This window comes from Lysinibacillus sp. 38-6 (assembly GCF_046245175.1).
GTDB lineage: Bacteria > Bacillota > Bacilli > Bacillales_A > Planococcaceae > Lysinibacillus.
Genome location: NZ_CP176417.1, coordinates 2,841,167 through 2,856,171, shown reverse-complemented (window position 1 = coordinate 2,856,171; position 15,005 = coordinate 2,841,167). Strand labels below are relative to the sequence as shown.

15 protein-coding genes and 1 tRNA gene are annotated in these 15,005 nt (G+C 39.3%); 11 read left to right on the top strand and 5 right to left on the bottom strand.

All coding sequences use genetic code 11. The annotated features are described in order from the left end of the window. Window positions 1–10 precede the first annotated feature (10 nt). From opp3C to ACKVEV_RS14615, 3 genes are all read right to left on the bottom strand, one after another. Window positions 11–1,039 carry an oligopeptide ABC transporter permease gene (gene opp3C, locus ACKVEV_RS14625; RefSeq protein WP_409367091.1) on the bottom strand — a complete coding sequence of 343 codons (1,029 nt, stop codon included), beginning with the start codon at window positions 1,037–1,039 and terminating at the stop codon, window positions 11–13. A gap of 3 nt (window positions 1,040–1,042) precedes the next feature. After that, a complete protein-coding gene (opp3b, locus tag ACKVEV_RS14620) occupies window positions 1,043–1,966 on the bottom strand; it encodes an oligopeptide ABC transporter permease (RefSeq protein ID WP_409367090.1) in 924 nt (307 codons plus the stop codon). 118 nt (window positions 1,967–2,084) lie between these two features. Continuing rightward, complete coding sequence (locus tag ACKVEV_RS14615) at window positions 2,085–3,176, bottom strand: M24 family metallopeptidase (RefSeq protein WP_409367089.1); 1,092 nt, start codon at window positions 3,174–3,176, stop codon at window positions 2,085–2,087. 142 nt (window positions 3,177–3,318) lie between these two features. Between ACKVEV_RS14615 and ACKVEV_RS14610 the strand changes: the two genes are divergently transcribed. The 6 genes from ACKVEV_RS14610 to tsaD all read left to right on the top strand — a co-directional run bounded on the left by ACKVEV_RS14610 (window position 3,319) and on the right by tsaD (window position 6,702). Then, window positions 3,319–3,394, top strand: a tRNA-Asp gene (locus ACKVEV_RS14610). Between the two features lie 266 nt (window positions 3,395–3,660). After that, window positions 3,661–3,969 (top strand): hypothetical protein, encoded by a 309-nt coding sequence (locus tag ACKVEV_RS14605; RefSeq protein WP_409367088.1) that lies wholly within the window; start codon window positions 3,661–3,663, stop codon window positions 3,967–3,969. A 112-nt stretch (window positions 3,970–4,081) separates the two neighbouring features. Then, window positions 4,082–4,534, top strand: a complete 453-nt coding sequence (tsaE, locus tag ACKVEV_RS14600) for a tRNA (adenosine(37)-N6)-threonylcarbamoyltransferase complex ATPase subunit type 1 TsaE (protein ID WP_409367087.1) — start codon at window positions 4,082–4,084, stop codon at window positions 4,532–4,534. Continuing rightward, complete coding sequence (tsaB, locus tag ACKVEV_RS14595) at window positions 4,531–5,238, top strand: tRNA (adenosine(37)-N6)-threonylcarbamoyltransferase complex dimerization subunit type 1 TsaB (protein WP_409367086.1); 708 nt, start codon at window positions 4,531–4,533, stop codon at window positions 5,236–5,238. The genes tsaE and tsaB overlap by 4 nt, the downstream gene beginning before the upstream one ends. Continuing rightward, on the top strand, window positions 5,231–5,683 hold the full coding sequence (rimI, locus tag ACKVEV_RS14590) for a ribosomal protein S18-alanine N-acetyltransferase (RefSeq protein WP_409367085.1): 453 nt from the start codon (window positions 5,231–5,233) through the stop codon (window positions 5,681–5,683). The genes tsaB and rimI overlap by 8 nt, the downstream gene beginning before the upstream one ends. Next, a complete protein-coding gene (tsaD, locus tag ACKVEV_RS14585; RefSeq protein ID WP_409367084.1) occupies window positions 5,683–6,702 on the top strand; it encodes a tRNA (adenosine(37)-N6)-threonylcarbamoyltransferase complex transferase subunit TsaD in 1,020 nt (339 codons plus the stop codon). Before rimI ends, tsaD begins: the two co-directional genes overlap by 1 nt. An 894-nt stretch (window positions 6,703–7,596) precedes the next feature. Here the strand turns inward: tsaD and ACKVEV_RS14580 are convergent. After that, entirely contained in the window at window positions 7,597–9,540 is a 1,944-nt protein-coding gene (locus ACKVEV_RS14580) for an ATP-binding cassette domain-containing protein (RefSeq protein ID WP_409367083.1), read from the bottom strand. Between the two features lie 348 nt (window positions 9,541–9,888). On the opposite strand from ACKVEV_RS14580, the gene ACKVEV_RS14575 reads away from it, so the two are divergent. The 3 genes from ACKVEV_RS14575 (at window position 9,889) to tatC (ending at window position 11,693) form a co-directional block, all read left to right on the top strand. Next, window positions 9,889–10,524 carry a redox-sensing transcriptional repressor Rex gene (locus ACKVEV_RS14575; RefSeq protein WP_402928327.1) on the top strand — a complete coding sequence of 212 codons (636 nt, stop codon included), beginning with the start codon at window positions 9,889–9,891 and terminating at the stop codon, window positions 10,522–10,524. A 113-nt stretch (window positions 10,525–10,637) separates the two neighbouring features. Continuing rightward, window positions 10,638–10,853 (top strand): twin-arginine translocase TatA/TatE family subunit, encoded by a 216-nt coding sequence (locus tag ACKVEV_RS14570; protein WP_409367082.1) that lies wholly within the window; start codon window positions 10,638–10,640, stop codon window positions 10,851–10,853. Window positions 10,854–10,871: 18 nt separating this feature from the next. After that, complete coding sequence (tatC, locus tag ACKVEV_RS14565; protein ID WP_409367081.1) at window positions 10,872–11,693, top strand: twin-arginine translocase subunit TatC; 822 nt, start codon at window positions 10,872–10,874, stop codon at window positions 11,691–11,693. Window positions 11,694–11,996: 303 nt separating this feature from the next. Here the strand turns inward: tatC and ACKVEV_RS14560 are convergent, their stop codons facing one another. Continuing rightward, window positions 11,997–12,761, bottom strand: a complete 765-nt coding sequence (locus tag ACKVEV_RS14560) for a lysostaphin resistance A-like protein (protein ID WP_409367080.1) — start codon at window positions 12,759–12,761, stop codon at window positions 11,997–11,999. Between the two features lie 172 nt (window positions 12,762–12,933). On the opposite strand from ACKVEV_RS14560, the gene groES reads away from it, so the two are divergent. Further along, entirely contained in the window at window positions 12,934–13,218 is a 285-nt protein-coding gene (groES, locus tag ACKVEV_RS14555; protein ID WP_024363933.1) for a co-chaperone GroES, read from the top strand. A gap of 56 nt (window positions 13,219–13,274) precedes the next feature. Further along, a complete protein-coding gene (groL, locus tag ACKVEV_RS14550; RefSeq protein WP_069510993.1) occupies window positions 13,275–14,909 on the top strand; it encodes a chaperonin GroEL in 1,635 nt (544 codons plus the stop codon). Window positions 14,910–15,005: the final 96 nt, after the last annotated feature.

Here is a 15,005-nt window from a genome sequence, read left to right as displayed (position 1 = left end):
GAACACCTCCTTATTTACGTACTTTTGGATCGAATGCATCGCGCAGACCATCTCCAAGTAAATTGAAGCTAATCATAATTAAGCTAATAATAATAGAAGAAACAATCATGCCATGTGGGTAAATGCGCAATAGTTTATATGAGTCATTGACAATTGTGCCTAAGGAAGCGGTAGGTGGTTGTAGTCCTAATCCGATAAAACTTAGTAAGGCTTCTGTGAAAATGGCGCCAGGTATTGTAAAAGTAGTAGCGACAATAATCGGTCCAAGAGTGTTAGGAATTAAATGCTTCCAAATTAATCGTTGATTACTAGCTCCAAGTGTTCTAGAGGCAAGGACATATTCATATGATTTTAGCTTTAATATTTGCGCACGAACGATACGGGCCATACTAATCCAGCCAACGATAACCATTGCGAGTGTAATGGAAAGGATGCCGGGCTTCAAAATAAGAATAAGAAGAATATTGACAATTAATCCTGGAATACCAACTAACACTTCAATAATACGTTGCATGACATTATCAGTTCGTCCCCCATAAAAGGCTGAAATAGCACCGTACGCAACGCCGATAATTAAATCAATCGTAGCTGCAAGAAAGGCAATATAAAGTGAAATACGAGTGCCTTGCCAAATACGTGTCCATAAATCTCGTCCTAATTCATCTGTGCCGAACCAAAAATATTCGGTTATACCTTTTTTTTCGTATTGATCCACCCCGCGCCCGTCGACGCCGTTCAAACCTAAAAATGGCAGATGTTCGAGAACAGGAACTTTTGGCGGTAAATTGGTGCGCGCAATGTTTTGTTCGTCATAGCCGTGACTATTCATAAATGGTCCGAAAATAGCTAATAAAATAACGAAAATAATAATACATAAGCCAACAATGGCTGCTTTATTTTTACGTAAACCACGCCATGCATCTTGCCAAAATGATTGCTCAGGTCGAAGTACAATATCAGAGACGTTGTCTGCTTGAGAGGCAAGTTCAAACAAATCGGCTGGATAATGCTTTGTTTCTTCAGTGATTTTTGCTGTCATAAATTATTCGCCTCCCGCTACACGAATACGAGGATCAATGAACCCGTATAAAATATCAATAATTAAAATGACACTGACAAATAAAACGGCGTAAAAAATCGTAGTGCCCATAATCAGTTGATAATCATTTGTAATAATTGAATTAACAAATTGTTCCCCTAAACCAGGGATACTAAAAATTTTCTCAATAACAAGCGAACCAGTAATCGTGTTCACAGTTAAAGGACCGATAATTGTAATGATTGGAATAAGTGCATTGCGAATGCCATGCTTTGTAATAATATAAGCATTCGATAATCCTTTTGATTGAGCGGTTAAAATATATTCTTGGTTAAGTACCTCTAGCATTTCAATGCGTGTAAAGCGGGCAATTGTCGCGACAACGCCAACTGCTAAAGCGATGGTTGGTAAAATCGAATATTCAAAACCGTTCCAAAAAGCAATCGGCAGCCAGCCGAGTTTAACACCAACCCAATATTGTAAAAAACCCGCAAATACAAATGATGGAATAGATATACCGAGTACGGCTAAGACGGTTGCACTGTAATCGATGATGGTGTTATGTTTTAATGCTGCTACGATACCTAACAGTAAACCGATAATCGTTCCGACAAACACGGCTTGGAATCCGAGGATAGCCGAGGCGCCAATGCGTTCTTGAATAATTTTAGTAACTGGGCGATTATCGAAAACAAAAGAAACACCTAAATCCCCTTGAACAAGATTCGACAGGTAAATCCCAAACTGTACAGGTACTGGCTTATCTAGGCCGTATTTTTTGTACAGTAATTCTTTTTGTGTTTCGGGTAACCGTTCATCGTTGAATGGAGAACCAGGTAGAGCTTTCATAAGTAAAAATGAAAGCAAGATGATAATAAATAACGTGATCATCATATAGCCGATTCGGGTGAAAATGTAGCGAATCATGGAAAGGACCTCCTACTAAATTTAGTGTGTTGAATCTATTATTTTATTTGCAAGATTAGTGCCAAAAAGAAAGGAGTAAACTCGAAAAATCGAATTTACTCCATTTGTGTTAAGCCTATTATAAAATTTGTAATTCACGTGGAAAGGTAGTAAGTACTTCCGCTTCACCAAGTTCATTTATATAAACATTGTCCTCGATACGAACGCCACCATAATTCGGTATATAAATACCAGGTTCAATTGTAAAGACCATCCCTGTTGTAATTAAATCATTGTTTGCTGCATGGACAGAAGGTTCTTCATGGACTTCAATGCCTAGTCCATGACCGACGCGGTTGTTGAAATAGTCGCCATAGCCTTTGTTGTCAATAACTGCTCTTGCGCTTAAATCAACTTGTTTTAATGGAATATTTGCTTTTGCTGCTTTAATACCGGCAAGTGTGGCAGCGAGTACAGTGTCATAAATTTCTCGTTGTTTATCTGTCGCTTCACCAACGATAAATGTTCTTGTGATGTCAGAGCAATAGCCATCTTTAACGACGCCCATGTCAATTAGCACAAAGTCCCCGTGCTCGATTTTTCGCATACTCGGATGGCCATGTGGTAGGGCAGCATTTTCACCAGACAAAATAATCGAGGCGAAGGACTGGCCATCTGCTCCAAATTTGCGCATTAAATATTCTAGCTCAGCAACAAGCTCTAATTCTGTCATACCAATATGAATTTTTTTTATGCCCTCCGACATAACTTGCTCAATAATATGAATGGCTACTTTCAGCTGATTGATTTCATCGCGCGTTTTATGCAAGCGTTGTGTATTAACGAGCTGTTGAATATCTGTCACTTGGACATTTAATGCACCGAGTAGCTCTAAATAGCGTGCCAATGTGAGTGCCTTAGCTTCCACACCAGCAGTCTGTCCAAGGTTTCCGATTGTTTGTTTGACAACTTCAAATGGGAGTTGCTCATCAGTTATTGGTACGATGCGTTGAAGGTGAGCAACTTGTTCAGCTGCTGCTAAATCTAAAGCTGGAACATATAATATTTCTTCATTTGTTTTCATATTGAAAACAAGAGCCATAAAGCGTTCATGTGGATTCGATAAAAAGCCAGTGTAATAAAAAATATTGGCGGGCGATGTTATAAAAGCTATATCCACCTCAAGCTTTGATTTAAAAATCGCTCTACGACTTTCATAAACAGTAGACATATATTTCCTCCTGATCTATTTTTGTAGGTAATAATAGCATATAATCGAAAAAATAAAATATTTTTGTAGAATAGGTCGAATTCTATAAAAAAAATATTGCATTGTAGATTTTCCTATGTTATATTTATAAATGTCTTAAAGAGGTCCCGTGGTGTAGCGGTTAACATGCCTGCCTGTCACGCAGGAGATCGCCGGTTCGATCCCGGTCGGGACCGCCATTTTATATGAAACTACAGTTCTTATGATTTTTATAAATCATAAGGGCTTTTTTTATTTGTAAAGAGCGCGAACAATCGCCACAAAATCGTTGCGTATCGCCACAACATCGAAAGAAAACGCCGCGAAAACCTGCGGAATCGCCAGTAACCCTATGAAAATGGTGACTACTAAAAAGATGTGCACTAAATCGTTGTCCATTGCATATGTATAGACAGTATGGGTTTTTCCAAGGAAGGACGGAGGGGTGTCCATAGCATGTCGGTTCTTGATATATTGGTTAATCTGTATACTTAAAGTTAGTTGTGGCGTTCCAATTATTGATATAGAGGAATCGAATTCGTATCATTGGCAAAAAAATATGAATGAACATGAATTTGAGCAATTACAGCAAGGGATGAGCTATATGGAAGTAGTTGGAATTGTCGGCGGTAACGCTAGCGAGATGATTCGAAGTGATTATTATCGGTGGAATGATGAAATACTTTTGACGCAAGCATATATTGTTCAATTTAAAGATAACCAATTAGTCAGTAAAGAAGTTATTGCTTTGAAGGGCTATTCAACAAGAGAGTAGACACGTCTTCGATATGGAGGACGTGTTTATTTTTTTGAAAATTAGTCGATGCTTTGAACATTTGCGCATGTTTCGGTAAACTAGAAGTAATGAGCTAGGAGAGGACATAAAGATGAAGTTTGAAAAAATAATGAATTCACTAGAAGATACAGAACACTTTGCCATAAAGCTAGCAAATTTACTGATGGCACAAGATACAATTACGTTAGAAGGCGACTTAGGTGCCGGGAAGACTACATTTACAAAAGCTTTAGCAAAAGGACTAGGTGTCACAAGAACGGTGAATAGCCCTACATTTACGATAGTGAAACAATATGAGGGACGTTTACCTTTTAATCATTTAGATGTTTATCGATTGGCAGAAAGTGATGAGGACCTAGGCTGGGACGAGCTATTTTATGGCGATGCGATATCGGTTGTTGAGTGGGCCCATTTAATAGAACAAGATTTACCTAAAGAGCGTTTAGCCATTGAAATTTATCGTCTTGGTGAAAATGAACGACGATTTGTGTTAATGCCTTATGGCAAGCGATTTGAGGCAATATGTGAGGAGCTAATGAGATGATTTGGTTGGGAATTGAAACAGCGAATGCGCCACTATCTGTAGCCGTTGTGAAAGATGGAAAAGTGATGGCTGAAGTAGTACAAAATATTAAACTAACGCATTCTGCAGGAGCAATGCCAGCGATTGAAACAATTCTAGCGAATGTTGGGGTAAAGCCAAGTGAGTTAGATGCAATTGCTGTATCAGAAGGACCTGGTTCTTACACAGGTGTACGAATTGGTGTGACACTTGCTAAAACATTAGCATGGACGCTACAAAAGCCTTTAGTCGGTGTTTCAAGTTTAAAAGTATTAGCCGCAAATGCAGCGCTTTATGATGGACTAATATGTCCTATTTTTGATGCGCGCCGTGGCAATGTATATACAGCAGTTTATAAAGGGACAGAGCTGGATGTCGTTATAGAAGATTATCATGATCATATCGATGGACTGTTAGGGCGTTTGAAGGCATTAGCTACACCAATATTATTTGTAGGAACCGATGTCGATGTATTTTGGGATAAAATTGTAGAAGTGCTTGGGCAGAACGCATATCGTGCACCTTTGCATGAAGATTTGCCACGGGCGAGTGCAGCCATTCGTTTAGCAAGTACCCAAGCGTTACCAAGCGTAGAAGCAGTTCACCATTTTACGCCGCAATACAAACGTATTGCAGAGGCTGAAGCGAATTGGTTAAAGGAACAAAAGGAGAAAACACATGAGTAGTAATATAATGTATCGGAAAATGGTATCAGAGGATGTTCCAGCGGTATATGCGATTGAACTTGCTACATTCCCTACGCCATGGACATTGGATTCTTTTTACTATGAGATGCATGAAAATCAATACGCACATTATGTTTTAGCGATAGATGAAAGCAATAATATTCTAGGTTTTTGCGGAATGTGGATGGTCATCGATGCAGCGCAAATTACAAATGTTGCTGTTGTTGAATCAGCTCGTGGCCGAGGAATTGGTGAAGGCTTAATGCGCGAAGCGATGCGCATTGCGCGTGAGCATGGCATGGACGTGATGAGTCTAGAGGTACGTGAAACCAACACTGTAGCACAAAATCTTTACCGCAAGCTAGCGTTCCAAGATGGTGGCATACGGAAAGGTTACTATACAGATAACGGGGAGGATGCCCTAGTCATGTGGGTGAATTTATAATGGAAAATCGAGTTATTTTAGCAATTGAATCTAGCTGTGATGAAACGGCAGCTGCTGTTATTCGGAACGGTTGCGAAATTGTTTCGAGTGTAGTAGCTTCACAAATTGAAAGCCACAAGCGTTTTGGAGGCGTTGTACCAGAAATTGCGTCACGTCACCATGTAGAACAAATTACGGTAGTTATTGAAGAGGCGCTTAAACAAGCCGATATGCAGCCATCTGACTTAGATGCAGTAGCTGTGACAGAAGGGCCCGGTCTAGTGGGGGCACTATTAATTGGCATTAATGCGGCAAAGGCGTTTGCGTTTGCCAATAGCTTACCGATTTTAGGTGTGCATCATATTGCGGGTCATATTTATGCAAATGCACTTGTCCAACCAATGGAGTTCCCACTGCTTGCACTTGTAGTATCAGGGGGACATACGGAGCTTGTGTATATGAAAGAACATGGCTCCTTTGAAGTCATCGGAGAAACGCGTGATGATGCAGCGGGAGAAGCTTATGACAAAGTAGCTCGCGTATTAGGGTTACCTTATCCTGGTGGTCCTCGTATAGATCAGCTAGCGCATGAAGGGCAAGAAGCTGTTGCTTTCCCACGTGTCTGGCTTGAAGAAGACAGCTATGATTTTAGCTTTAGCGGTTTAAAATCAGCTGTTATTAACTATAAGCATAATATGGATCAGCGTGGTGAGGAGATTTCCCCAACGGCTGTTGCAAAAGGTTTTCAAGAAAGTGTAGTAGAAGTACTAACAGCTAAAACATTGCGTGCGGCACGCGAATATAAAGTGAAGCAAGTTATCGCGGCTGGTGGAGTAGCTGCTAACAAGGGTTTACGCGCATCACTTGAAGCAGTATTTGCTAAAGAGGGAATTCCTTTTTTTGTACCACCATTGAAATTGTGTACAGACAATGCGGCAATGATAGGTGCTGCTGCAACACCGATGTTTGAAGCAGGCATTCGTGGAAATATGATGATGAATGGTCGCCCTGGTATGGAATTAAAATCTTGGGTTGAATAACGTAAAGAGGTGCTCAGTGTTGTTTCTGAGTTACCTCTTTTTTGTGTTGATAAAATAGTAAATAAAGCTAGAAAATAGATGCTTAATGTAGAAAAATATAAATAGACAAATTTTTCAGAAAATTATCCACAGGGACCTGTGAAAAAGTGTGTAAAAAAACTGCGAACATTCGTACTTATGCACATTCTGTGGATAACTTGTGTATAAGTTGTGATTATTCTATATATAGTAGCGGTTTTTACACAAAACTATGTGGATTAATTAATTTGTAATTGTGGACAGTGTGGAAAAGTCTGTTGATATGTTGATATTACTAGTTTCATAGTGTGTATAAAGTTGTGGGCATTTTTTGTCGAAAAATAGCACTTGACCAATATATATGAAAAATGAAGGCGAGTAAAGAAAAAAAGCCATATGACATTAAGTCCTTTTCCATTGAGATCACATACTGCTGTTGATTTCCGCTACGGGCGGACGCTTTCCGCGGGCACACACGTAAGCCGCAACCCTCGCTTACGCGCGGTTTGTTGCGTCTTACGTTCTGTGCGTTCCCGCAGGAGTCGTCGCCCTCCGCTCCAATCAACTCGTGTCGCCTACTAAGTAATAAAGCTTAGGCAGTCATTATGAATAAATACAAACATCCATATTTAAATAAAGGATGATGGAAATAGCCGTCGATTTCCGCTACGGACGGGCGCTTTCCACGGGCACACCGTAAGCCGCAACCCTCGCATACGCGCGGTCTGCCCTCGTCTTACGTTCTGTGCGTTCCCGCAGGAGTCGCCGCCCTTCGCTCCAATCAACTTAATAAAAGGCATCAAGAACGGTCTGTTTCTTGATGCCTTTTGTCGACACTCTGTAGCCATATGATATGAAATATGGCTTTGCGAGAGATTATAAAATAATATTGTCTAATTCTTCATTTAGCTCAAGCCATTCCATTTCAATGACTTCATGCTGTTCTTTGACAGTAGCTAACTCATTTTGCAGTTGTGTAATTTTCTCGTGGTCTGTGAAAATGGCAGGATCACAAAGTGCTTCTTCTAAATGAGCGATTTCTGCAGAAGCCTTTTGCATGTTGACTTCTAGCTCTTCAATCGTTCTTCTAATTTGGCGTTCGCGCTTTTTTGCCTCTTTATCGATTGTAGAAGTAGAGGTCTTTTCTGCTGCTGCTGTTTGTAGCTGCGGCTGAGCAGCTGCTTTCATTTGAGCGATTTCGTACAGTTCTTGCTTTTTCTCAAGATAATAATCATAATCGCCTAAATACTCAAAAGAGCCTTCGCCCGACAGCTCGACAACTTTCGTAGCAATTCGATTAATGAAATAGCGGTCATGCGATACGAAAAGAAGTGTACCAGGATAGTCGATTAACGCGTTTTCCAATACCTCTTTACTATCTAAGTCTAGGTGATTGGTCGGCTCATCGAGAATTAAGAAATTCGCCTTTTGCATCATTAATTTTGCCAATGCTAGTCGAGCCTTCTCGCCACCGGATAAGGAGTTAACAGCTTTGTCTACATCTTCGCCGCTAAATAAAAAGCGACCAAGTACGGTGCGAATATCCTTTTCATTCAACAGTGGCCATTCATCCCATAACTCTTTTAACACGCTTTTATTGCTAGATAGTTTTGCTTGTTCTTGATCGTAATAGCCAATTTGGACATTTGTACCATAACGAATTTCTCCTGCAAGCGGGGACAAATCTTTAACAATCGTTTTTAATAAGGTTGATTTGCCAACACCGTTTGGTCCAACGAGTGCAATGCGATCTTCACGAAACGTACGTAATGTAATGCCGCTAGATATTTGTTTATCACCGTAGCCGACAGCTAATGAGTCGATTGATAGCACATCGTTGCCACTTTGTCGCTCGATTGTAAAGCCGAAGCTAGCAGACTTTTCATCACCGTCAGGAGAATCCATCCATTCTGTACGTTCAAGCATTTTGCGACGGCTTTGTGCCATTTTAGTCGTCGAAGCACGTGCGATATTTTTTTGAATAAATTCCTCTAACTTTGCTTTCTCATCTTGCTGGCGTTCAAACATTTTGACATCGCGTTCATAGTTTTTCGCCTTTTCCTCTAAATAAGCACTGTAGTTTCCAGTATATTTTGTGACACGATGACGGGAAACTTCGTAGACAATGGAGACAACCTGGTCTAAGAAGTAACGGTCATGGGATACAATTAAAATAGCGCCCTCATAGCCTTTTAAATAAGTTTCTAACCAAGAAAGTGTTTCGATATCTAAATGGTTGGTCGGCTCATCGAGAATTAATAAATCAGGCTTACTTAATAGAAGCTTAGCAAGAGCTAAGCGAGTGCGCTGTCCGCCTGACAAGGAGCTAATGGCTTTTTCATAATCCTCCGGGTAAAATTGCATACCGTGAAGCACAGAACGCGTATCAGATTCGTATTGGTAGCCTCCAGCATCTTTAAAATCATGCTGTAATTGGTCATATTCGGACATGACTTTAGCATACATATCTGGATTATCGTAAACAGCTGGATCAGCCATTTGCTGTTCAAGGGAACGTAACATTTTTTCTTGCCCAAGGAGAGGTTCGAAAATTGTCATCATTTCGTCCCAAATAGACAATGTTGAATTTAGACCAGCATGTTGTTCTAAATAGCCAACTTGTACACCCTTAGGAATAATGATATCGCCAGAATCATAAGACATTTGACCAGCGATGATTTTTAGTAAAGTAGATTTACCAGCACCGTTACGTCCTACTAATGCCACACGATCACGGTGTTGAACTTCTAGTTTGACACCACTTAAAATTTCATCTGCGATAAAGGATTTATATAGTTGATTGACTTGTAATACAATCATTCATGACACCTCAATTCATTCTTAGTGTAAAGGATGGGAGAATTGCTTGCAATGCCAGTGCTTTACTTATTCCAAGCGGTCATGTAAGATTGAAACGATTTCTCTTTAGTTAATGGCGTAAAAAACGCCATTAACTAAAGGGAAATCCTCCAGTTGGTGTTATAATTTTAAAAAGTTCACCACTGCAATATGTAGGGGGAAGTGAAGGAAAATACCTCGGCAAATATCACAAAATATAAGATGAGCTTTTCAAGGAAGCTTGAACAAATCTTTTGTCTTAGCATGTTTCAAAAAGAGTTTCAAATACGCTTAGGAGTATTTGAATTGTTTAAATAAGGAGGAAAAAGTTTGAAACAAGAAGTGAAAATTCCACAAGCTACAACAAAAAGACTTCCTCTTTACTATCGATTTATCCAAAACTTTGCACAAGAAGGAATGGAGCGTATTTCATCGAAGGAATTGAGCGAAGCGATGAAAATTGATTCTGCCACGATTCGTCGTGATTTTTCTTATTTTGGTGCGCTTGGGAAAAAGGGATATGGCTACGATGTTCAACATCTTTTGAATTTCTTTAGCCAAACACTTGATCAGCATGAAACTACTAAAGTCGCGTTAATCGGTGTAGGGAATTTAGGGAATGCATTTTTAAAGTATAATTTCCAAAAAAATCATAACACGCATATTGTCGTTGCGTTCGACTCGAAGGCACCAAAGGAAGGGAAGATGATTAGCAATATTCCTGTTTATCATCCCGATTTATTAGAGGAAAAGTATGCTGAATATGGCGCAGACCTTGCGATTTTAACAGTATCTTCGCGCTCTGCCCAGAAGATGGCTGATCGACTAGCCGCAATGAATGCAAAAGGTATTTTAAACTTTACGCCAGAACGTATAACAGTACCTGATTCTATGAAGTTATTAACAATAGATTTGTCAGTTGAATTACAAGCGCTTATTTATTTAATACGAAATAGCGATAAATGAGGCATTCACAATTTTGTAAACAGTTACAAATGATGGCGTTTAATCTGTCGAAATATATTCGCCAAATGAAAAAAATTGAGTTAAAATGATAGTTATAAGAGGAGGTGGCTGAAATGGTTGTGCACTTAAGTGCTTTTACACCAGTTAGCCTAGTTATTATCGGCGTGGTTGCAATTTTAATATTCGGACCAAAGAAATTACCAGAGCTAGGTAAAGCAATGGGTTCTACACTTCGCGAGTTTAAAAATGCAACAAAAGGTCTAGCTGATGACGATGATGATACAAAAAAGAACGTAATTGAACATAAAGAAAACGATAACGTTAAGTAAGTTAAGGATGTCAATAATATGAATCCAAGAGAATTAACAGTTGTAGAGCATTTAGAAGAACTAAGAAAACGGCTCTTTATTTGCGCTGTTTTCTTTGTATTTGCACTTATCATAGGTTTTTATCTAGCCAAACCATTTATTAAGTATATTCAACTTAGTAAAGAAGCAGAGCAACTAACTATGAATGCATTCAATGTGACCGATCCCCTTGTTATCTATTTACAAGTGACAGTCGCCATTGCATTTGTTATAAGTTCACCGTTGCTGCTTCATCAAATTTGGTTGTTTATCACACCAGGTTTACATGAGACAGAACGTAAGGCTACTTTAAAATATATTCCTTATTCGTTTATTCTATTTTTAGCAGGCGCTTCATTTTCTTATTATATTTTATTCCCGTATGTCATGCACTTTATGATGGGCTTATCTGCGGATTTAGATATTAAACAAACAATTGGGATTAACGCATATTTTTCATTTTTGTTTCGCCTTGTCATGCCGTTCGGTATCATTTTTCAATTACCTGTTGTGACGTTATTTTTAGCGCGTTTAGGGATATTAAATCCTGATTTAATGGTGAAATTCAGAAAATATGCATATTTCGGCTTAGTCGTTATTGCGGTATTTCTAGCACCACCAGACTTTATTTCAAACGTCATCGTTGCTATTCCTCTCTTTGTCATTTATGAGATTAGTATTATCATTGCGCGTAGAGGCTACCGTAAATTTCTACAAGCAGAAGCATTGCAATTAGAGGAAGAGCGCAAAGAAGCAGAACGTGAGCAAGTTGAGCGTTTATTAGCTGAGCAAAGACGGCAAATTGAAGAAATGAATGACTAAGAAAAAGAGCTAGGCACATATGTTTTAGTAAATTTCTTCTATGTTAAATGTGTGAACCTTAGCTATCCTTTCTTTTGCAATCAAAAAAAATAAACGAAAAAACTAGTTGATGGTAGCGAAGGCGGTGACTCCTGCTCAGAATGCACACAGCGTAAGACGCAACAATCCGCGCGTAAGCGAGGGTTGCGGCTTACGTGTGTGCCCGCGGAAAGCACCGCCGTAGCGTACATCAACGGCATAGTAAAAAAGTGTTAGATTGATTATAATCAATCTAACACTTTTTCTCTTTTTGTCCCGGACTTTTTATTGCATTTTTTGCATTTCCTCAAGAAACTTTTGTAAAGGTTCTGCGTAAAATTGTACGAGCGTTACAAAGCCATTTAGCATAACGTGTGCAATAATTGATGTCCAAATCCGTTTTGTTTTGTGGTATAGGAAAGCGAAGATTAGACCACAAATGGTATATAACAGGATATGTGAAAAATCAAAATGGATTAAAGCAAAGAAAATGGCACTAACAATAGCGGCTACCCAGAAATTCGTCGTTTGAACAAGCGAACCGAAAATAACACGACGAAAGACAAACTCTTCTAAAATTGGGCCAAAAACAACAATCGCTAAAATAGCTATTGGTGCACCTTTGGCAATTGCCACAATATCGGCAGTATTTTGTGAGCCACCTTCAATTCCAAACACAGTCATTTCAATAGCGGCTCCGATCATTTGCCCGAAGAACACAAGGAAGAAACCGATGATTCCCCACATGATGGTAAGTGGAATAGACTCCTTTTTACCTTGATAAACATCCCAAAACGCTTTGTCGCGATTCGTTAAAATCAAACTGATAATTAATGCAATGGCAAAGCTGAGCGCAATGTACCATCCTTGCGTAATAGGCGCTGCTTGTGCGTGAGGTAAACCCGTTGTACTCATCACAAATTTATGAAACGGTAAAAGCAACCACTTTCCTGATAATTGCATGATAATGTAAACGATTAACACATAGAGAGCTGTTTTTTTATGCTTTACGCCTTTTATAGAATTAGTCACAGTCAAAATCCTTTCCATTTTTAAGCTTCCTTTCTATTGTAGAGGAATATGGAAAGAAAACAAAATTTTTCGAAGTTCTCGCTTGCAAAAAAACAATGGATTGATTATCATAATAAATGTATTAGCACTCAGCTATATAGAGTGCTAATAAACTTTCAACAATTATTTCATTAATAGGAGGTTGTTTTACTTGTTAAGACCACTAGGAGATCGTATTGTCATCGAACTAATCGAGGTAGAAGAAAAATCTGCATTTGGGATTGTACTACCAGACTCTGCAAAAGAAAAACCACAAGAAGGTAAAGTAGTAGCAGTTGGGACAGGTCGTGTTTTAGAAAACGGACAACGTGTAGAGCTTGACGTTAAAGTTGACGACCACATTATTTTCTCAAAATACGCAGGTACAGAAGTTAAATATGAAGGCAATGAATACTTAATCTTACGCGAAAGCGATATTCTTGCAATTATTGGATAATTATTAGTATATGAATCAAGCTTAACGAATATTCCATTTCAGGAGGGTAAATTCAAATGGCAAAAGATATTAAATTCTCAGAAGAAGCACGTTCATTAATGCTTCAAGGTGTAGATAAATTAGCAAACGCAGTGAAAGTGACATTAGGTCCTAAAGGGCGTAACGTCGTGTTAGAAAAAAAATTCGGTTCTCCATTAATTACAAATGATGGTGTAACAATTGCGAAAGAAATTGAACTTGAAAATCCATATGAAAACATGGGTGCAAAATTAGTAGCAGAAGTTGCTTCTAAAACAAATGAAATTGCTGGTGATGGTACAACAACAGCAACAGTTCTTGCACAAGCCATTATTCGTGAAGGTTTGAAAAACGTAACAGCTGGTGCAAACCCTGTTGGCATCCGTAAAGGTATCGACAAAGCGGTAGCAGCTGCACTTACAGAATTACATGCTATTTCTCGTCCGGTAAGCAACAAAGAAGAAATTGCACAAGTTGCGGCAATTTCAGCAGCTGATGACGAAGTAGGCCAACTAATTGCAGAAGCAATGGAACGTGTTGGTAATGACGGTGTTATCACAATCGAAGAATCGAAAGGCTTCACAACTGAATTAGATGTAGTGGAAGGTATGCAATTCGATCGTGGGTATGCATCTCACTATATGGTAACAGATACAGATAAAATGGAAGCTGTTCTTGAGAACCCATACATTTTAATTACAGATAAAAAAATTACAAATATCCAAGAAGTATTACCGTTATTAGAACAAGTGGTACAACAAGGTCGTCCACTTTTAATGATCGCTGAAGACGTTGAAGGTGAAGCTCTTGCAACACTTGTTGTAAACAAACTTCGTGGTACATTCAACGCTGTAGCAGTAAAAGCGCCAGGATTCGGTGATCGTCGTAAAGCAATGCTTGAAGACATCGCTATCTTAACAGGTGGTCAAGTTATTACTGAAGAGTTAGGTTTAGACCTTAAAACGGCTGATATTACTTCACTTGGCCGTGCAGCAAAAGTTGTTGTAACAAAAGATAACACAACAATCGTAGAAGGTGTTGGCGGTGCAGATGCAATCGAAAGTCGCGTTGGTCAAATCCGTGCACAACTTGCTGAAACAACTTCAGAGTTCGATAAAGAAAAATTACAAGAGCGCCTAGCTAAATTAGCTGGTGGTGTAGCAGTGATTAAAGTTGGTGCTGCAACAGAAACAGAACTAAAAGAACGCAAACTTCGCATTGAAGATGCACTAAACTCAACACGCGCAGCAGTTGAAGAAGGTATCGTTTCAGGTGGTGGTACTGCACTACTAAACGTCTACGCTGCAGTTGAAAAAGCAGCGGATGCAGTGGATGGCGATGTAGCAACTGGTGTGAAAATTGTACTTCGTGCATTAGAAGAGCCAGTTCGTCAAATTGCAAACAATGCAGGTCTTGAAGGATCAATCATTGTAGATCGTCTAAAACGCGAGGAAATCGGAGTAGGTTTCAACGCAGCAACAGGCGAGTGGGTAAACATGATGGAAGCGGGCGTAGTAGACCCAGCAAAAGTAACACGCTCAGCACTACAAAACGCAGCATCTGTAGCAGCCTTATTCTTAACAACAGAAGCGGTTGTAGCAGATATTCCAGAACCAGCAGCACCAGGCATGCCTGATATGGGCGGCATGGGTGGCATGGGCGGTATGATGTAAGCCTTTCATAGAGAAGGATTACAAAACTTTAAAGGTCAATGATTTTGCCATTAGAGAGCCATAAGTGTTCGTCAATTAAAATATAAAAGAAAAACC